Here is a 19,585-nt window from a genome sequence, read left to right as displayed (position 1 = left end):
TATTAAGCTGCTTTCGCAGACGTTTGCTGTTCAGATTGACGCGCCAGGATACCGGTGGCGCGCTCTTCCAGAATCATCATCAGTTCACGAGAGCGGTTGTTGGTTAAGGTATGCAGGAATACACATGGAATTGCTGCCACCAGACCCAGAACCGTGGTCATCAGTGCCTGAGAAATACCACCGGCCATCAGTTTCGGATCACCGGTGCCGAACAGAGACATGGTTTCGAATACATCGATCATACCGGTTACCGTACCCAGCAGACCCAGCAGAGGTGCCACGACAGAGATGATTTTGATCCAGCCGATACCGCGAGTCAGACGAGGAATCTCTGCAGCAATTGCTTCACCCAGGTGTAATTCCAGCGTTTCAGTGTCTGCGTTCTGGTTGGCTTTAAATACCGCCATGACACGGCCCAGAGAATTACCTTCGTCTGGTGTATCGGATTGCATTTGCTTGTATACACGGCTGCGCTCAGCGAACAGAACAATCATGCGCCATACCGCCAACAGAATACCGATAACGGCCAGACCCAGAATGATGTAACCAACCACACCGCCCTGATCTACACGGTCACCCAGCTCAGGCGACTGGCCCATAATTTTTAATAACTGACCACGGGAAGGATCAATCCAGAAACCGGTCAGAGCAGCACCGGAAGCGCCTGCTAATTCAGCCGCCGGGCCGTTGTAACGGGAGCCCGGTTGCTTATCAAGCTCAACCAGACGTGCAGATTCCAAATCCCAGTTGATGTAATTGCCGTTGGATACAACGTTAAAACCACCAACACGGATCACGTCTTTTTTAACCGTTTCACCGGAAGGCATAACCACATCGGCGTTGTATTGTGCGATGCGGCCAGAGAACGTCGCTTCACGCTGCATTTCAAACCACAGGCGTTCCAGCTGATCAATCGAAGGTAATTCAGAAGAAGAACCTGCGGTTTTGATTAAGTTAGTCAGGAATTCATTACGACCTGGTAATTCGCTGGAAACCACAGAACCTTCAAAGACGGCTTTGGTATCGCCAGCCACTTGCTGCAGCACACCAAACAATTCTTTTAATGAACCTAAACGGTTAGTCAGACGCTCCTGAGCATCAGCAACCTTGGTTTCATTTTCCTGAAATTGTTTTTCTTTTTGCGCACTCAGGTTTTCCAGGCGTGTACGTTCTGCAGTCATTTCTGCAACCATACGTTCCTGCTCAGCCTTAGAACGGTTAAAGCGATTCAGACGTTGATTAAATTCTTTGTCATCACGTGCCTGGCCCTGTTTAACCAGATTCAGCAGCTCATCAACAGATACAGAATCGGCTGCCTGAGTGGCCGGTGTGAAAGAAAATGCCAGAGCGGCAGATAAAAATAATGCTTTAATTTTCATGACATCTTCCTCTTAGTTTGCTGCCAATGGTGCAGCAACCGGCACTTTGATCAGATCCGGAGCAGCCTGCTCACGGGCGATACGAATACCCGCCATCAGCTTGCTCTTGTAAGCTGGGTCCAGAGTTTCCCAGGCATTGTTTACGGTGTTCCAGACACCCAGGTCCTGACCGTCGAGAGATTGGTACATCAGAGAGATACGACCAACGCGCAGGAAATCCACTTCACGTTGCTGGCCATTCACATCCAGCGTACCGCGGTAAGATTCGATGGTACGGCCGTAGTCGATTTCTGCCTGATAGGCTTCCATAACCTTGCGGTATTTTTCCGCAACCGTGACGTCACTGCGGCCCATCATGCGCTTCAGCTTTTCAACACGCTCAGCACGTTCTTCTTTCAGAAACGGTACATCGGCGCGAACAAACTGATCAACCGCATCAATCATACGCAGCATCAGTGGAGTGATCTGACGCTCAACCAGCGTCACGTTTTTAATACTGGCTTCGATCGAAACCAGCTCTTTTTCCTGAGCCGCCAGCTGCTTATTCAGCTGCTCTACATAAACGTTCAGGCCTTCAACTTCTTTTACCAGTCCGCGGTATTCACGCTCACTGGAACGAATGCTGTTATCGATATTATCGATTTTTTGCTGAGACTGTTGCGCTTTGTTTACGCGCTTAACGCCTTTATCCAGAGCGCTGTCAACGTTGGCAGCAGTAGCGCCAAAAGTAACACCTGCGGTTAATACAGCGGCTGCCAGGATGTTACGAGTTCGCAGTTGCGTAGGCATAATTCTTTACCCGTTAAAACTGTTCTTTGCCTGCGTGCACAGGCCCCCAAATTCAGAGCGCACGATACTGCAGTTCTATGACACTTATGTGACATGACAGTTAGATTTCATATATATGACAGGCTTTATTGAGAACAAACTAAATGGTTAATAAGGCGGGGAATCGTTAGAAATACAGGCAATAAAAAACCCCACCCTCAGTTGAGGATGGGGTTTTCAGGAGACGTTATTTCAGTGCTTATTTGAAAGCAGCTGGAACAACTTTGTCTGCCCATGCCCACCAAGCGTTAGCCTTATCGCTAACAGTTGGAGCAACAGCACCGATGTAGCTTGCACCAGCTGCATCGAAGAAGTTAGTGCTGCCATTAGCAGAAGTCAGAGTCGCTGCGTTAGCCAGAGTAGACTCAGAACCAGTTACCTGGAATGCGTTACCCAGCTCAACAGTTGCAGACGCACCCGGAACACCAGTGATGTTAGCAGCAACGCCGCCATCAGTTGCTTTCAGCAGGGTGTTGTTATCGTATGCCTGACATTCCAGCAGAACGTTAGTCAGACTCAGGCTACCGTTACGGCCAGTAGCAGCTTCTTCCAGCAGAACACACTCAGCGTAGTTATCCGCTGCGACGTTCACCAGCATACCGCCAGTACCTTCTTTAAAGCGGAACAGGTCATCAGAACCTTTAGGACCAGTCTGGAAGGTTACGTTAGCAACGGTTGGCTTAGACTGAGGGTTTGCATCAACTGCGCGGCCTTTGTTATCAGCTTCGATACCGTGGTCACCTTTGTGTACCAGACCCTGACGGATTAATGCGAACTGAACGTTACCGCGCCAGCCATCATCCCAGTCCAGAGATTCGTCACCGTTATCAACCAGAATCAGGTTTTTAACGTTTGCAGCGCCACCGAAGAATTCGATGCCATCGTCAGCGTTGTTCAGAACCATCACGTTTTCGATAGTAGTACCGTAACCTACTGAGTGCAGAGTGATACCGTTTACTTCAGAGTCTGGAGCAACTTCGTAACCACCTTCAGCAACGATCAGGTGCTTGATAGAACCGCTGTTGTCAGCGTCGTCGTTACCACCGTGGAAACCAGTACCGGCTTCGTCAGCAGTGTTACACAGAACGTCGTTAGAACCTTCACCACACTTGTTGTTTTTAGCAAAACCTTGCAGTACCAGGCCACCCCACTCGCCCTGGCCTTCGTAGCCAGCGTCGATGGAAGACATCACGATAGGAGCGTCCGCAGTACCTTCAGCCATCAGCTTAGAACCACGGGTAATGATCAGGCTGCCACGACCAGATGAACGGAAGTGAGTGCCAGCTTCAACGGTCAGGGTTACACCGGCATCGGTAACTTTCTTCTTCTCAGCAATTGCTTCAGCACCAACAACAGCCTTAGATTTCAGTTCAATTTCACCGTTACCAGTACCAACCGTTACGTAACCACGCAGGCGGTATACATTGTCGGCAGACAGAGTAGCAGTTTCAGATACAGTACCTTCCAGCTCACACAGTGGCTTGTAAGTACCGTCAGCCATTTTGATGTCTTGGCCAGCGTGAGTCGCTACAGTAGAACAAACACCTGATTTGTCGTTAGCGCGGGTTTCGCTGCCAGCTACAGGAGCGTTATCAGATTTTTTGTCGTTATCGCTATCGCTACCACATGCAGTTAACAGAGCTGCACCAGAGATAACACCCATAGCTAAAACTAGCTTTTTCATTTCCATGGTAATTCCTCTAATAAGAATCGGTTGTTATTTAAGACCCGCTCAAAGTAATCATCTTTTATGACACTATTATTAAATCACAGACATAAAAAAACCGCCCGAAGGCGGTTTTAAAATGGCGAATTAAAATCAGAATTCCATGGTAAAACCGATTTGAACTTCTGCGCCTTTTTTATAGCTACGGAAATTCTTTCCGCCTTGAGTCAGCTTCACTTCATCATCCGTAATGTTTTTAACTTTCGCTTTAATCGAAGTATTTTCGCCAACTTCAATTTTAGCATTCAGATTAATTTCAGTACGTGGCTCGCGCATTACATTAGGTAATACACCAGGCGCTACAGAATCGAGAGATTCACCCTGGTAATTAATAACCAGTGTGTATTCTGCACCCAAATCAAAATCATCAAGACCAAGCTGTAAATTAGCCAATTGATCTGGCTGACCCTGCATACTTTGCTTTTTATTTACGGTATCTACGACAATTTCAACTTCAGAATCAATCACCGAGAAGTTACCGCCAACAAACGTTGAGTAGTTTTCAAGTTCGTATTCTTTACGGAAATCCAGCTCCCAACCAGAAACATTACCGGAATCACCATTCTCGAATGAGAATACATCACCACCGGTTAACAGAGTTTTTTCGATTGGATTATCAAAGTCCTTAGTGAAGTAAGCTAACGATACGCTTTCACTGTCAGAGAAATACCATTCAGCACGAACGTCAGTATTTTTAACTTCTGCACTGACCAGATTCGGATTACCACGGAAGCTGTCACCGGTATCAGGGTCAATGTATTGTGCGTTAGCCAGCTCACGGAAGTCCGGGCGGTTTTTAGTTTCGTAATAAGCTGCGCGTAATTGCAGTTCTTCCATCACATGGAATGTTGTCGATATCGATGGGAAGACATCGTCATCTTCAACTTTTGCCTGCACAGCCTCAGGGTTACGGATAGTAGAACCCAAAGTGAAAGTATTAACCGTCATTTCTGAATCTTCTGCACGAGCGCCGAATAAAACATTCAGTCTGTCGAACCATTTAACTTCAGACATCAGGTAGTAGCTGGTTAAATCCCACTCAGCTTTATAATCATCAGAAGGTGAGCTGTTACTGGTAATACGTGCAATACCTTTTGCAGTTGAGTCGTCAATGATCTCATCAATATCCAGATTACCGGCATAATTACTTGCGGTCTGGCCGTTACCACGATAAGTCAAACGTGTGCCATCCGAGTCACGCTCGCGAGAGAACGAACTGAAGCCATATTTTAAACGACCTTCCAATTCATCACTTGCGTATACCAGACTGGAGAGATCAACACCAAAATCGGTATTCTGATCGGTCAACTCGTTATATGTACGGTCAGCTGAGCTCCAGTAAAGTTCGAATTCTTCATTAGCATCCGGCGTTCTTTCGAAGCTGTATTCACGCTCATCAGGCGCATCCAGCTTCGCTTCAGAAAAAGAAATCTGCCAATCGATTTCAGTCTCCAGAAAATCCGTCAGGAAATGTTCACCAGTAAATTGCTGGAATAAGAACTGACGCTCATACCAACCCAGCTTGGTGTAAATTGATTCACGATCCTGGTCACCGCCAACACCACGACGGATACGGCTATCAGCCTGAGTTTGACGCAATACCATCGTATTACTGGTTAATTCGTTTTCACCGAAAATAGCACCAACAGAAAGACCAGCCCCCAGGTTGATGTTATTTTTGGTGCGTTTTTCCATAAATTCATCGTCGGACTTCAGCTTACCGTCATCTACGATATAGCTGTTTGTCTTACGGTCTTCACGGGACCAGCTGTTGGAATATTTTAACGACGCGGTATAACCAAGAGTCATCTCATCAGTATCAGATAACGTATCACCCAAGCTGATTTCTAATGAGGTATTTGGCAGAATGGTTTTTTCTTCCGTTCCCAGATTAGAAGCCAGGCTATCAGTAGCAGCACGTTCTTCCGCAGAAGTCGCATCATCACTTGCAAGACGTTCTTCAATAGAAGAAACAGCACCAGGCAGCTCACGATCATCGCCACTGCCAAACCCTAAAATGTCCAGGCTCTGAGATTGCTGTACATCACGGGACTTAAACGTTAAGCCGTCAACATAACCAATAGACGCCGATACTTTGCCTTCGAATTCTTCCGGGAATTTTTTGGTCGTTAATTTAACAACACCACCGGTGGAGTCGGCGAACACGTTCGGGGTGAAGTTTTTCTGGACATTGATGCCATCAAGAATGGTTGACGGGAAAATATCCAGAGGAACAACACGACGAGAAGGATCCGGACTCGGCAAAGACGCACCGTTCAGCATAATTGCAGAGTGGCGTTCATTCAGGCCACGTACAACAACGTATTTGCCGTCAGAAATGGATACACCAACAACGCGTTTTAACGCTGCAGCGGCGTTGCTGTCGCCGAAGCGTGACATTTGCTCAGAGCCAATAGAATCCAGCACCGCTGCTGAATCACGTTCCTGAGCAGTAGCTGTTGAAGGAATATAAGAACCAACAGCAACCACTTCTTCGATAACCCCTTCACCTTCCAGGCTCAGATTTAAATTAACGCCGGTGTTAACGTTGCTCATGACACGAACGCCACTCACGTCACGCTTGCCGTAATTCGGATCGGAGATAACCAGATCGTACTCGCCGCGGGCTAATTCGAATGAGAAGAAACCATCTTCATCAGTAACAACCGCTTGCTCAGTACCGGCGATAGAAATACGTGCACCGGAAATCGCACCACCGGTGTCTTCGGATTCCAGGTAACCGGAAATCTGACCCAAAGCCGCAGCCTGTTCCTGACCCGGTGTGTACAGGTTCACTTCCGGCAGTGCTTCACCACCAATCATTTCTACCTGAATTTCTGCATTCTGATCTGCAGCGGCGGTTTCAAAATCAAACTCACCGAGAAACTCGCCATACTGAGACAGTTCAACGGTATGACTACCGGCCGGAACATCGAAGGAAACAAAACCGGATTTGCCCACCAGCTTTTTCTTACCGTCAACCGATACAGCCAGATCCTGTACCGCTTCACCATCTTCAGTTACGTAGAAAACCGCTTCGCCAGCCATAACGCTTGAAGCCATCATTGCTGAAGCCATTGCCAGCAACAGTCGATTGCGTTTCATTTTGCCCCCTAAAAGGAATGCTAGGATTCAGGCAGGCCGATACTGACCTGCACGTTAATGGCGGGCAGTATGTTGCGAAAATGTGACAGTAAAATTACAGAAAACCGAAAGGGTCTGATGCGTAATGATCAGATAGATTTTAATGATGGCAGGATTATTTGATGAGGAAGCTGGCAGAACAGTGCGTACAGGTTGTTATCTATTTTGCAGTCGGCGGCTTCATAGCCAAGGATATCCAGCGCCCGACTTAGCGGTAATGCAGGCTTATAAGGACGATCAGAAGCCGTCAGCGCATCGAATATATCGCAGATGGTCATGATTTTTGCGCCAACCGGAATATCCCGTTCCTGTAGGCCATAGGGATAACCACTGCCATCCAGTTTTTCATGATGGGCGCCGGCAATTTTCGGGATGCCGGACAATTCAGGTGTCCAGGGAATCGTTTCTAAGAAGTTAATCGTGTGTTTTACATGGCTTTCAATTTCCAGTCGCTCTGACTGCGTCAGGCTGCCTTTTTTAACCGCAAGTGCGAGGAATTCTCTGTCTTGTAGCAAAGGCTGCTGAGTACCATCAATATCCTGCAGCATCAGTTCTTTTACTTGCTGCAAATGTTCATAGGTACCGTCATCCAGAATGCTTGGTTCGTTGGCTTCTTCAACGGCGAGGCGCATGCCTTCCAGCTGCTGTAACTGGCTGATCTCTTCCAGCGCTAATTGCTCTTCTTTTTCTGAACTCAGTTCGCCGCGGCGACTTAATTCCAGCCGTTGTTGTAAATAACGGTTTTTCAGAGTTTCCCGTTGCAGTGCGATCCGATATTGAAAACGCATGTGCTCCTGGGGTGTTAACTTCTTCGCTTTCACCAGCACGTGTTCGCGAACACCGACTTTGCCAAAATCATGCAACAGAGCGGCATAACGTAACTCCCGCAGTTCAGCCGAAGAAAAACGGATGGTTTGAAACTCTGTCAGTACGGCATCGCTGGCAGCCTCTGCCAATGACGTAGTCAGTTCTGCGACCCGGAAGGAATGACCACTGGTGGTTGGATCACGTTGCTCAATCGCGCGCACCGACGCCTGCACAAAACCTTCGAACAGCTGATTCACGCGATCCATCAGTAAATTGTTTTCAATTGCGACAGCCGCCTGGCTGGCCATTGCTTTCAGCAATGCTTCAAGAGAAGCACTGAAAGCTAAGGTCTGCTGCTCTGCTTTGGCAGGATCCAATACCCCGACATTGGCGCGTTTGCGATTAATAAACTGAATAACCCCGACGATTTTGCCATCGTGGGTACGCATGGGAATCACCAGCATGGAGCGGGTGCGATAGCCGGTTTTACGGTCGAAGTCCTGATTAAAATGAAAGCCGCTGCCAGGGTCGAGTTGATACACATCCTCAAAATTCAGAATCTCTTCCGACAATGCGCAATGGCCGGCCAATGACGATTCATCCAGTGGAAAATGCTGTTCCTTAAAATCAACCGCCAGCGAATCGTTTTGGGTCAGCTTAAACACCAGTTCCGGTTCAGCCTGACTGCGATCAATCAAAAAGATCGACGCGGCGTCACATTGCCCAAACCGACGTGCTTCCGCCAGAATACGCTCCAGCAATTTTTGGTGATCCAGCTCGGCGGATAAGGCTAAGCCAATATCCATCAGCCGTTGAAATTGTTCTTGTTGCAGTAACACGCGCGACTGAAACCGTTCATTATCGCGCTTCAGCTGTAACTGTCTGATTGCCTGATTGATAATCTGACGTAATACCGGGACAGGGGCATCGATAGGTAGCAGGAAGTCGATCGCAGGAGAGTCGGCAAACGGCGAGGATTGCTCGGCGATAACTACCGCCAGATCCGCAGACTGAATGGCATCGGTCGGAGCATGTCGACCGTAGATGCAGAGTTGTGCTTCGGTTTCAGCAGAGCGGGCAAAACCCTGTTCTGCGGCAAGTGCCTGCAGACAGTCTGAAGCCTGCTCTGACAAGCCGCACCAGTATAGTGAAATTGCTTCCGCCACAGGCTTTTTCCGTACGCCGAATACTTAAGTTTCAGCCTAGCAGGGCCGACCTTAAATACCAGCGTCAGTCAGCTATGGCTGGTGCTAGATGCCCTGAGAAGCTTTGACAAATTTGGAAAACGCGGAAAGCTGCTCTTCCGGAGTTGGCAGCTCATCGAGCAGGCGGTTCAGCTCATCAACTTCATCCACCATAAAATCGATAAACATCCGGACTTTTTTCGGCAGGTACTGGCGTGATGGGTAAGCCAGCGAGATTGGCTCAGGGCGGTTCACCCAGTTGCTGAATAATGGTACCAGATCGCCATTAAGAATCGATTCACCCGCCAATAAGTAAGGCACCCGACCAATACCAGCATTATTAATGATGCTGTTCACCATTCCTGCCATCATATTGGTCACGATGGTTGGCTCGACTTTCACCTCCATCGTTTCACCGGTTTCGGTATTAATCAGATCGTAGACTTCTGGCTGGATGCCTTCACCCAACTTCACACAGTTAAGGGAGACCAGATCCTGCGGGGTTTGTGGCCGACCATGCTCTTTCAAATAGTCAGGGCTGGCGCACAACAGGCTATCGGTTTCCATCAGAACCCGGGCAATCAGCGAAGAGTCCGGTAAATCGCCCAGGAAAAAACCGATATCGAATCCTTCCTGAATCATATTCACTTCGCGGTCGGTATGAACCACCTCAACCCGGACTTCCGGGTACAGCGCCTGGAATTTGGCGATAAAATGGCCCATCGAGCCACTGCCCGCCACCATAGGCACCATCATACGTAACACACCGTGGGGAGCATGTTCACGATCAGAGATCACCTGATGCGCTTCGAGGATTTCATGAATCAGATGGCGACAGCGGTTGTAGTATTCATTACCCACCTCGGTCAGACTCAGCTGGCGTGTTGTACGCTGCAGTAAACGTGAGCCCAGACTGGCTTCGAGATCAGATACCATGCGGCTCACACGTGACTTTGGCATTCCCAGAGACTTACCCGCTGAGGTAAAGCTTCCTTCATCAACCACACGTATAAATACCATCAACTGATTAATATCGAGCATAGCGTCTTACATTCCGTTTACATTGAACTAACAACTTTATCGCTTGAGTATCTGTAATTGCCTCTGGAAATCAATCACTTAGATAAAATCGGTCAGTTGGCGCCAAACATAGGCTTGAAAACTGCGCTGTGATAATCTACTCAACACAAAAATAATAATTGGTTAATTCTCATGCGACATTCCCTGGTTAAAGCTGGATTGTCACTGCTCGTTGTCTCTTTATTGACTGCGTGTGGAGGCTCCGGAAGTAAATCAAGCGATTCAGCCGCTGATGCAGCAAAAGGCACTGAAAAGCCTGCGCCTGTAGAAGACAATAAACAGGTTCAAAACGCGCTGATCACAGATACGGCGTTGAGAGCATGCGTCACGCAAACGGGTGTTAAAACCGTTGACCAACTGCAAATTCTTGAATGTACCGACAGCGAAATTTCCAGTCTGGCTGGCCTTGAGCAATTCCAATCCCTGGTGGTACTGAATCTGTCCAACAACAACATCACCGATTTACAGCCGGTTGCTGCGCTTAAATCGCTTGCATCCCTCAGCCTGAATCACAACGAAATCTCTACCGTTGCTTCAATCAGCCCGCTGAAGAACCTCAAAACTCTGTCCATTGCCTATAACAAGGTGACAGAAATCGCTGGTATAGAAGAGATGCAAAACCTGAAAAAGCTGTATGCAGACAACAATCAGATTGCAGATCTGAATCCGGTTGTAAGCAGCAAGCTTGAGTTTCTGGTTGCTCATGACAACCCGGCACCGCTGCCAAACGGCATGCCGAAGTCCATTCGCTCTTTCCGCATCTGAGACAAACACATAGGTCTATACTGAGACAACTTATGTTCTCGAACAGACCTATGTTAACTCGCTTCTTTATCTCTTTATTTTCAGCCCTTATCGGCCTGACCGCTGTGGCTTCTCCAGACGACAGCGATGCTGTTCCGCGCCCTATGGTTATTTCAATTGTTATCGATAACCCGCTGACTGCCGTTGGTATCCAGCTGATGCGCCAGGTTTATCAGCAAGCTGGCTACCCGACTCGCTTTGTTACCCTTTCCGTTGCCCGTTCGGAAAACCTGCTGCATTCCGGCGATGTGGATGCCGAACTTGCCCGGGCAGAAGGCCTGGATAAAATTTCAGAAAACATGATTAAAGTCCCGGAGCCGCTGATGACCGTCAACATTGCGGCTTACACCCTGCGGCATGACATCACGTCGGCATCGACTGAAAACCTCGATGCATTGCGTATTGGCATTCGCCATGGCTTAACCATCGATAAACGCTTTCACCCCAAAAGCCTGACTCAGGTTTACCGCCTGGATCAGCTGGCGCAGATGCTCAAACATAACCGCACTGACGTGGCGATTCTGTCAGAGACCAGTGCCTTCTTCAGCAAACACAAATTTAATCTGAACAATCTCAGAGCACTGGCACCAGAGTTAGCCCGCTTTAATGTCTATCACTACATCCATAAACGTCACCGTCACCTTATCCCTCAACTCGGCCGACGTATTCGTGAATTAAAAGACGACGGAACAATCAAGGCGATGATTGCAGAGTTTATGCAAAAGCAAGCATCGGCGAGCTAGCTTAAGGCTTACAATTCCTCAGATTATCCGCTACTGTGCCGCATTATTTTGATAGTTCTGTTACCTCATTATGCTGCGCTTTTTCGAACAACTGATTAACCCCTTTCCACCGGAACATCCCAGCCAACCGCCCAGAGGCCTGTATGCCTTTTGTCGTCATTACACTCAGGGGATGGAAGCTCCACTGATTGTGATGTCTGTGCTGACAGCGATGCTGGCCATTCTGGAAGTCTCGTTGTTCAGTTTTATGGGGGATCTGGTTGATTGGTTAACCAAGCAGAACCCCGAGACACTGTTCGACGAGCAAGGCGAAACGCTGCTGTGGATGTCAGCCCTGGTGCTTATTGGCCTGCCTGCTGTGGTTTTGCTGCACGCATTTCTGGTTCATCAAACCCTGCTGGGGAATTACCCGATGAAGATACGCTGGCTTGGGCATCGCTATTTGCTCAGCCAGAGCATGAGCTTCTATCAGGATGACTTTGCCGGACGACTGGCCACCAAGGTAATGCAAACCGCACTGTCAGTACGTGAGACCGTAATGAAGCTGCTCGATGTGCTGATGTACATTCTGGTGTATTTCACTTCGGTACTGGCAATTGTTGCTGCGGCTGATATCCGCCTGATGATTCCATTCCTCATCTGGCTCGGATGCTATGTCGTGATCCAGTTTTATTTTGTTCCGCGTTTGAAGCAGGTCGCCACCGAGCAAGCGGATTCCCGTTCAGCGATGACCGGCCGGGTGGTGGATTCCTATACCAATATCCAAACCGTGAAACTGTTTTCCCATACCCAGCGGGAAGCTGGTTATGCCCGCGACAGCATGGACGACTTTATGGCAACGGTGCATCGCCAGATGCGTCTGGCTACCGGCCTGAACTTCAGCGTTAATCTGATCAATTATTTGCTGGCGTTTGCGGTTGCCGCGATTTCCATCTGGTTGTGGCGCGACGATGCCATCAGCGTCGGTGCCATTGCAATTGCCATCAGCCTGGCACTGCGTATCAACGGCATGGCGCAATGGATTATGTGGGAAGTCGGTGCTCTGTTTGAAAACCTCGGCACCGTTGCCGATGGCATGAATACTCTGTCACAACCGCAACAGATTCAGGACGCCGATAAAGCTACCACGCTGGAGGTCAAACAAGGTCGCATAGAACTGGATAACGTTCACTTCAGCTATCCGGGCAAACAGGCTGGCCAGGACAAACAGGTATTTGAAGGCCTTAACCTGGATATCAAACCGGGCGAAAAAATCGGCCTGGTGGGTCGCTCCGGCGCCGGTAAATCAAGCCTGGTAAATCTGCTGCTGCGCTTTTACGACATCGATAGCGGTACCATTCGTATTGACGGTCAGGACATTAAAGCCGTGACTCAGGACAGCCTGCGGGCACAGATTGGTATGGTGACCCAGGACACTTCGCTGCTGCACCGCTCAGTGCGGGAGAACATCCTGTATGGCCACCCGGATGCCAGCGAACAACAACTGCTGGACGCCATTACCAAAGCTGAGGCCAACGAGTTTATTCAGGAGTTGCACGATCCGATGGGTAACTCCGGTCTGGATGCTCAAGTGGGCGAGCGCGGTGTTAAATTATCGGGCGGCCAGCGTCAACGAATTGCCATCGCCCGGGTGTTGTTAAAAGATGCGCCATTGCTGATTCTCGATGAAGCCACCTCGGCGCTGGATTCCGAAGTGGAAGCGGCCATCCAGAAAAGTCTGTATACCCTGATGGAAAACAAAACCGTGATTGCGATCGCTCACCGGTTATCCACCATTGCTGCCATGGATCGTCTGATTGTGATGGACCAGGGGAAAATTGTTGAACAAGGCAGCCACAAACAACTGATCGAACTGGGTGGTATCTATGCCCAGTTATGGGCTCACCAGACCGGTGGGTTTATCGGCGAAGAATAGGAATAAGAGTACATGCAATCAGAAGTTATTATTGCGGACTATCACAACCCGGAGCATCAGCAGATCATCGGTCAGCTGATGAACCACTACGCCCAGGACCCAATGGGCGGCGGCGAAGCCCTGAAGCAGCAGGTGATCGATAACCTCGCGATCGAGCTGGCCAAAGTCGCCAATGCGTTTACAGTGCTGGCCATGGTAAACGGCGAAGCGGTTGGTTTAATCAACGCCATGCAAGGATTCTCGACCTTCAAATGCCAACCACTGATCAATATCCACGATGTGATTGTCTGTGATGGCTGCCGTGGTATGGGTATCGCCCAGAAAATGATGGACAAGGTTGAAGAAGTCGCACGCCAGCGCGGCTGCTGCAAACTGACGCTGGAAGTACTGGAAGGCAACCTGCCAGCCCAGGCCAGCTATCGTAGATCAGGGTTTGCCGGTTATGAGCTTGATCCGGAGATGGGTAAAGCCATGTTCTGGCAGAAATTCCTCGATTAACCAATCACACCACACATCGATTATCTTTGATCATAAAGCTGTTATCTTCAGTAACAGCTTGTCCTTTCCTGGCGCTTTACAAGGCGCCAGCTGATTGACCTACAAGGCTTTTTTCCCTAGAATGCGCGCCCTGAATTCTCCTCAAGATTACCTTTCCACCGGGGAAAATTCAGCCTCAGGAAACACCCGGTAAAACAACAATCCCGGCGGTAATGAGGCAAACTGAGATCACCGGTTACGTCTGCTGGCAAGCCTAACAGAAGTAATAAGATTGCAACTATCTGCCAATGGCCAAACGCCACTAATCGCAGATAATTCAGGAAAGACGGCGACTGAATATACATTGGTAGCAATTGAATACTTTGCAATTGTCAGCCGCAAAGTGCCTATGTATAACAGCCCGGATTTCGCGTGCTCACCTACACTAAACTGGCCACAAGCCACCCTGTGAGACGCAACAAAACGCACCAGATTTTGATTTGAGTTAAAGGCGAAACGTATGACTATGCAACAAGTCGATGTGCTTCTGGTTGGGGGCGGCGTCATGAGCGCCACACTGGGAACCCTGCTGAAGCGCCTGGATCCATCCCTGAACATGGCAATGGTAGAACGCCTTGACCGTGTTGCCCATGAAAGCACCGACGGCTGGAACAACGCCGGTACCGGCCACGCAGGTTATTGCGAGCTGAACTACACCCCACAAGGTGAAAACGGCGTCGAAATTGATCGCGCATTAACGATCAACGCTAACTTCGAAATTTCACTGCAGCTGTGGACTACTCTGGTCGGCAACGGTGGTTTACCTGAACCATCGAACTTTATTAACACCACACCTCACCTGAGCTTTGTCTGGGGTGAAGATAACGTTGCTTTTCTGCGCGAACGCTTTGAGAAACTGAGCGCTCACCATCTGTTTAAAGACATGGAATACAGCGAAGATCACGACGTCCTGCGCCAATGGATGCCACTGGTGATGGAAGGCCGTGATCCAGCCGATAAAGTTGCTGCGACCCGTGTTAACTATGGTGCTGACGTCGACTTCGGCTCTCTGACACGCAATATGGTTGCGCAGCTGGAAACATCGGAAAATTTTGAACTGCTTCTGAATCACGAAGTGGATGAGTTCAAAAAGTCAGATGATGGCTGGCAAGTAACTCTGAACAACCGCGAAGGCGGTAAACCACGCCAGGTACAGGCTAAGTTTGTATTCCTCGGCGCCGGTGGTGGTGCTCTGCCACTGTTGCAGGCATCCGGTATTCCTGAAGCCAACGGCTACGGCGGCTTCCCGGTAAGTGGCCAGTGGCTGGTGTGTAAAGATCCTGAGATCGTTAAGCAACACCACGCCAAGGTTTATGGTAAAGCTGCCATTGGTGCGCCTCCGATGTCGGTTCCACATCTGGATACCCGAATTATTAACGGTGAACCGGCGCTGCTGTTTGGCCCATTCGCCGGTTTCACCATGCGCTTCCTGAAGAAAGGCTCGAAACTGGACCTGCTGAAGTCCGTTAGCCCAAGCAATCTGATGCCAATGATGTCGGTCGGTTTGCATAACATGGACCTGACCAAATACCTGATCAACGAAGTTCGCCAATCTCACAGCGAACGTGTTGCCTCTCTGCGCGATTACTTCCCTTCCTGTAAAGACGAAGACTGGACACTGGCTAAAGCCGGACAACGTGTTCAGATCATCAAAAAAGATGAGCAAGGCAAAGGTAAACTGGAATTCGGTACCGAGCTGGTTGCAGCTCAGGACGGCAGCATTGCCGCCTTGTTAGGTGCCTCTCCAGGTGCTTCGGTAGCGGCACAGGCAATGATTGAAGTGCTGGAAAAATGCTTCACTGAGCAAATGGAATCCGGTTGGGCTGAACGCCTGAAAGAACTGATTCCATCATACGGTGAATCACTGGTTGACGATGGTGAGCTGTTAGCGAACGTTCGCGAAAAAACACTCAACACCCTGCAGCTGGGCTGATCGATAGCCACAGCCGAGACATAAAAAAAACGGAGGCCATGCCTCCGTTTTTTTTATGTCTGCAATTACTGCTCGCCGTATTTTTCCAATACCCAATCCGGGTGTTTATACAGAATGCGTAAATCTTTATAACGCCATACGTCTTTCAGCATGGATGCCAGCTCATACGTTTGAATATAAAACGGATTTAGAGGTTTTTCCGGCATACGGGTTACGCCGTATTTAATCTCGCCAGCATCATCTTCATCACGGAAGGTACCGAATAAGCGATCCCAGATAATAAATACGCCACCAAAGTTACGATCAATCTGCTCTGGGTTGCTGCCATGATGAACCCGATGATGAGACGGTGTATTAAAGATTTTTTCGGCCCATCCCAAACGACCAACGGCTTCGGTGTGCATAAAGAACTGATAAAACAGGTTGGCTTCGATCGCAATCAGAATCCAGTCCTTATCAAAGCCTATTAATGCCAGAGGTACCCACATTAACAGCCAGTTACCGTTCAGCGCGTTAAGGAAATTCTGACGCAATGCTGTAGACAGGTTCATATGCTCCGACGAATGATGCGTTACATGCACCACCCAGAACCAACGCAATTTATGCATGGCAAAGTGATTGACGTACATAAAGAAGTCGGCCAGCACAAACAGAATCACAAAGGTCAGCAGAGAAGGTTCAGGATTCCACTGCAATCCGTACGGCGCAATCACATCAGCAAAGGCAGTAATAAACAGAGCAATGGCGATACCATCGACAATTTTATAAGAAGCGCCGGTGGTCAGGTTGGCCAGAGTTTCTTTGATGTAATACCCGGAATGCCCGGTTTTGCGATGCATGTACCAGGCTTCGAGAAACATCAGCAGGATAAATACAGCCCCTGCGCCAAATATAAATGCCAATGCACGGATTAAGTCTTCCATTGTGAATACCTCTTATTGTTATGCAGAACCTTACGGTCATGCTGAGCATAATAACGGTGGGTATCCAACAGAGATTGACTTTAACCGCCTGATTTTTTGACATTTCCTGCCATGATATGGGAAGGGGGTATTATTTCGTTTTGCTCTTCTTGTTACGGAATTCGGTCAATTTGATGTACATCAGCGCCGTAGATATCACATCGCCCATGGCGGTATGGCGCTCGATTACCGGCACTTTCAGATCGTTTGCCAGACCTTCAAACGTCAGATCAAGAGCCATTTCCGGAATATGGCGGCGTTTTTGTTTGACGTAAATTTCCGATACTTCGATAAAACGGTTCGGCAGGTGAAAGTTATACAGCTGCTTGATATAACGATTAAGAATGGCCTCATCGTACTCGATGTAAAAGCCACAGATCGGACGGTTGCCAATAAAGTCCAGCAGCTTTTCGATCGCTTCTGCAACGGCAACGCCTTGCAGCCTGTCTTCACGGCGCAGGTAATGAATCCGCACCGAATCCGGATCGGTTTCTGCATCGGAGTTAATGGTTAATTCTAATGCTTCCGATAAACGAATTTCGTTCGCTTTAATACGCACCGCTGCGACGCTTAATAACTCACCTTTCTTTTTGTCAAAACAACTGGTTTCACAATCCAGCACAACAACTTCATCACCATCATAGGGTTCCGCCAGATGCTGCCAGCGCCCTTCCGGTGGTAAATAACCTGGCAGGTGTTTCTTCAGCCAGCGCGGCAACATTAAAAGTTCTCCATATGAAAATGAAGAAACAGCTGTTGTTTAAACTTTTTCACCCGGTGAAACGCGTGGCGTAACAAACTGCGATCAACACTGCGTAATTTATCCAGCTCAAGTTGCTGGCTCAGTCCACGATTTTCGCCATCGCGCTCCAGCTGCTGGCGTAACCGTAAGCGAATAAAAAACAATAAGGCATCACGTAACCCTTGTGCCACATCCTCTTCGAGAACATTTTTTTGTTGCAGTATTTCCAAACGTTTTATGGTGTTGCACTCATCAATGGCATGTTCAAAAGCCAGTGATCGCACGCCGTGCACCAACGGAAAAATGCCACCTTTTTTAATATCGACCGTGCCATGATCTTCACGGATTTTACCGAGGAAAGTTAATGGTGTTTCGAACTGCATCGCTTGTTTTGCGAACCATACCAACGCCAGACTGGTGCGTAAGTCTTCGCTTTGCCAGCTGTGTTTGACTGGCGTAAACAATTCCGCATCACCACACACAGGTTCAGCATCCATAAAAATTGCCATATTCATCATGGCTTCCGGAGTACTTGATGCCAACCAGCGTTTTACCCGGCCCTGCCAGCCTTCGATGGTTTCGATCCAGGAATCATTAATAAACATCACACCACCCGGACAAGGCGGATAGCCGAATTCCAGCAGCGCCTGATGTAGTTGTTGTAACAGTGGCTTGACCGCCTCGCGGTCGTGCTCATTTTTGAGAATAATGGCGTTATCCTGATCGGTTTTCAGAATCTGTTCGCCTCGCCCTTCACTACCAAGCACCAGAATACAAACACTGTTGCGTAACCGCTCCGGGAAAATCAGCTCAAACGCCCGCTGAATCAGACGGCGATTTAAAGTGGTGATCAGCTCCATAATGGCTGAGACATGCACCCCCTGCCCTGACAAACTGTCGATCAGTGTGTCCAGGCGTTGAGCGGCAACAACCAGCTCCTGCTGATTTTTTGCCTGCTCAATCCGCATGGCAATAACGTGGGAGTGGGTAGAAAACAGACTGAGCATATCCATCAGCTCAAGCAGACCAACGATTTCTCCCTCATGAGTTACAACAACACGCTCAATCTGGTGCTGGGTCATCTTTAATAAAGCACCGAACAGAAAATCACCGTACTCAACGCCAATCAGGTTGTACTGAGCAATATCAGCCACTTTATCCTGCTTACCTTTATCGCCCATTAAGGTAGCTTTGAGTAAGTCAGTACCGGTAACAATGCCCACACCTTTGGCCGTACGTACCAACACGGCATCGTACTTTTGTTCGTGCATTAAGTTCGCGACCCGGGCTAGGTTTGTTTGGCCGTTAACGTATACCGGTGGACGAATGGTATCTTCATCGATACGCGCCAGAATAAACTCAGAAACCGAATTATCCTGCTGCTCAACTAGCGACTGCTGAGTACCGAGGTCGGTTTTAAAATAAATCGAAAAGTCATCGGATTCATCCAGCAACTGAACAAAATCTTTTGCTTTCAGCAGGTAGCAGAGAGTTTCTTCGATGGCGGTGTATTTATGCTTACAGCGGGACTCAAGAACCGCACGAACATCAAAAATATCTTCTTTGCCATACTGGCTGAAAATATGGTCACCACTGGCGCCGCTCTCTTCAACAACGCCTTTATAAATAATATAAACACCAGGGCTGGCATCACCTTCATTAAGAATGGTTGCTCCCGCCGGGAAAAAGACCAGATCAAGACGGCTGGTTAACCAGTCCAGCTGCTTTTCATCCAGAAAACTGAATGGAGGTTGGTTAAGGTCGATTTGAATTGTCATTATAAAACCTCCCTGCTTCAGAA

The 19,585-nt window shown here is 48.6% G+C and carries 14 protein-coding genes; 5 read left to right on the top strand and 9 right to left on the bottom strand.

The genetic code is table 11. The features are described from left to right. Positions 1-2 precede the first annotated feature (2 nt). From ACOQOZ_RS20050 to ACOQOZ_RS20025, 6 genes are all read right to left on the bottom strand, one after another. Complete coding sequence (locus ACOQOZ_RS20050; protein ID WP_420589929.1) at positions 3-1,379, bottom strand: MotA/TolQ/ExbB proton channel family protein; 1,377 nt, start codon at positions 1,377-1,379, stop codon at positions 3-5. Between the two features lie 12 nt (positions 1,380-1,391). Beyond that, positions 1,392-2,168, bottom strand: a complete 777-nt coding sequence (locus ACOQOZ_RS20045) for a DUF3450 domain-containing protein (protein ID WP_420589928.1) — start codon at positions 2,166-2,168, stop codon at positions 1,392-1,394. A gap of 238 nt (positions 2,169-2,406) precedes the next feature. Continuing rightward, the gene (locus ACOQOZ_RS20040) at positions 2,407-3,891 is read right to left on the bottom strand and encodes a hypothetical protein (RefSeq protein ID WP_420589927.1); all 1,485 of its coding nucleotides are present in this window, start codon (positions 3,889-3,891) and stop codon (positions 2,407-2,409) included. Between the two features lie 135 nt (positions 3,892-4,026). Continuing rightward, complete coding sequence (locus tag ACOQOZ_RS20035) at positions 4,027-7,038, bottom strand: TonB-dependent receptor domain-containing protein (protein WP_420589926.1); 3,012 nt, start codon at positions 7,036-7,038, stop codon at positions 4,027-4,029. Between the two features lie 128 nt (positions 7,039-7,166). Next, positions 7,167-9,050, bottom strand: a complete 1,884-nt coding sequence (locus ACOQOZ_RS20030; protein WP_420589925.1) for an HD domain-containing phosphohydrolase — start codon at positions 9,048-9,050, stop codon at positions 7,167-7,169. A gap of 84 nt (positions 9,051-9,134) precedes the next feature. Beyond that, a complete protein-coding gene (locus ACOQOZ_RS20025; protein ID WP_420589924.1) occupies positions 9,135-10,109 on the bottom strand; it encodes a LysR family transcriptional regulator in 975 nt (324 codons plus the stop codon). A gap of 171 nt (positions 10,110-10,280) precedes the next feature. Here ACOQOZ_RS20025 and ACOQOZ_RS20020 point away from each other — a divergent pair, with 171 nt between their 5' ends. The 5 genes from ACOQOZ_RS20020 (at position 10,281) to mqo (ending at position 16,080) form a co-directional block, all read left to right on the top strand. Then, positions 10,281-10,913, top strand: coding sequence for a leucine-rich repeat domain-containing protein (locus tag ACOQOZ_RS20020; protein ID WP_420589923.1), 633 nt, complete (start codon positions 10,281-10,283; stop codon positions 10,911-10,913). Positions 10,914-10,963: 50 nt separating this feature from the next. Beyond that, positions 10,964-11,695: a substrate-binding periplasmic protein gene (locus tag ACOQOZ_RS20015; protein WP_420589922.1), complete on the top strand. Its 732-nt coding sequence runs from the start codon at positions 10,964-10,966 to the stop codon at positions 11,693-11,695. Between the two features lie 70 nt (positions 11,696-11,765). Continuing rightward, on the top strand, positions 11,766-13,610 hold the full coding sequence (locus ACOQOZ_RS20010) for an ABC transporter ATP-binding protein (RefSeq protein WP_420589921.1): 1,845 nt from the start codon (positions 11,766-11,768) through the stop codon (positions 13,608-13,610). Positions 13,611-13,622: 12 nt separating this feature from the next. After that, positions 13,623-14,108: a GNAT family N-acetyltransferase gene (locus ACOQOZ_RS20005; protein WP_420589920.1), complete on the top strand. Its 486-nt coding sequence runs from the start codon at positions 13,623-13,625 to the stop codon at positions 14,106-14,108. A 499-nt stretch (positions 14,109-14,607) separates the two neighbouring features. Beyond that, positions 14,608-16,080: a malate dehydrogenase (quinone) gene (gene mqo, locus ACOQOZ_RS20000; RefSeq protein ID WP_420589919.1), complete on the top strand. Its 1,473-nt coding sequence runs from the start codon at positions 14,608-14,610 to the stop codon at positions 16,078-16,080. A gap of 65 nt (positions 16,081-16,145) precedes the next feature. Here the strand turns inward: mqo and ACOQOZ_RS19995 are convergent, their stop codons facing one another. From ACOQOZ_RS19995 to ACOQOZ_RS19985, 3 genes are all read right to left on the bottom strand, one after another. Next, positions 16,146-17,003 carry a sterol desaturase family protein gene (locus ACOQOZ_RS19995; RefSeq protein ID WP_420589918.1) on the bottom strand — a complete coding sequence of 286 codons (858 nt, stop codon included), beginning with the start codon at positions 17,001-17,003 and terminating at the stop codon, positions 16,146-16,148. Positions 17,004-17,133: 130 nt separating this feature from the next. Then, complete coding sequence (locus ACOQOZ_RS19990) at positions 17,134-17,763, bottom strand: 3'-5' exonuclease (protein ID WP_420589917.1); 630 nt, start codon at positions 17,761-17,763, stop codon at positions 17,134-17,136. Beyond that, entirely contained in the window at positions 17,763-19,562 is a 1,800-nt protein-coding gene (locus ACOQOZ_RS19985; protein WP_420589916.1) for a DUF294 nucleotidyltransferase-like domain-containing protein, read from the bottom strand. Before ACOQOZ_RS19985 ends, ACOQOZ_RS19990 begins: the two co-directional genes overlap by 1 nt. Positions 19,563-19,585: the final 23 nt, after the last annotated feature.

The organism is Bacterioplanoides sp., from assembly GCF_965219715.1.
Taxonomy (GTDB): Bacteria; Pseudomonadota; Gammaproteobacteria; order Pseudomonadales; family Oceanobacteraceae; genus Bacterioplanoides.
The sequence above is the reverse complement of the archived record's forward strand: the minus strand, read 5'-3'. Positions and strand labels throughout refer to the sequence as shown.

What these genes read in the sequence shown, in the direction of transcription:
- ACOQOZ_RS20045 (WP_420589928.1), bottom strand. Translation starts at nt 2,168, where the DNA reads ATGCCTACGCAACTGCGAACTCGTAACATCCTGGCAGCCGCTGTATTA.
- mqo (WP_420589919.1), top strand. Translation starts at nt 14,608, where the DNA reads ATGACTATGCAACAAGTCGATGTGCTTCTGGTTGGGGGCGGCGTCATG.
- ACOQOZ_RS20015 (WP_420589922.1), top strand. Translation starts at nt 10,964, where the DNA reads ATGTTAACTCGCTTCTTTATCTCTTTATTTTCAGCCCTTATCGGCCTG.
- ACOQOZ_RS20020 (WP_420589923.1), top strand. Translation starts at nt 10,281, where the DNA reads ATGCGACATTCCCTGGTTAAAGCTGGATTGTCACTGCTCGTTGTCTCT.
- ACOQOZ_RS19995 (WP_420589918.1), bottom strand. Translation starts at nt 17,003, where the DNA reads ATGGAAGACTTAATCCGTGCATTGGCATTTATATTTGGCGCAGGGGCT.
- ACOQOZ_RS20035 (WP_420589926.1), bottom strand. Translation starts at nt 7,038, where the DNA reads ATGAAACGCAATCGACTGTTGCTGGCAATGGCTTCAGCAATGATGGCT.
- ACOQOZ_RS20050 (WP_420589929.1), bottom strand. Translation starts at nt 1,379, where the DNA reads ATGAAAATTAAAGCATTATTTTTATCTGCCGCTCTGGCATTTTCTTTC.
- ACOQOZ_RS20025 (WP_420589924.1), bottom strand. Translation starts at nt 10,109, where the DNA reads ATGCTCGATATTAATCAGTTGATGGTATTTATACGTGTGGTTGATGAA.
- ACOQOZ_RS20005 (WP_420589920.1), top strand. Translation starts at nt 13,623, where the DNA reads ATGCAATCAGAAGTTATTATTGCGGACTATCACAACCCGGAGCATCAG.
- ACOQOZ_RS19985 (WP_420589916.1), bottom strand. Translation starts at nt 19,562, where the DNA reads ATGACAATTCAAATCGACCTTAACCAACCTCCATTCAGTTTTCTGGAT.
- ACOQOZ_RS20040 (WP_420589927.1), bottom strand. Translation starts at nt 3,891, where the DNA reads ATGAAAAAGCTAGTTTTAGCTATGGGTGTTATCTCTGGTGCAGCTCTG.
- ACOQOZ_RS19990 (WP_420589917.1), bottom strand. Translation starts at nt 17,763, where the DNA reads ATGTTGCCGCGCTGGCTGAAGAAACACCTGCCAGGTTATTTACCACCG.
- ACOQOZ_RS20010 (WP_420589921.1), top strand. Translation starts at nt 11,766, where the DNA reads ATGCTGCGCTTTTTCGAACAACTGATTAACCCCTTTCCACCGGAACAT.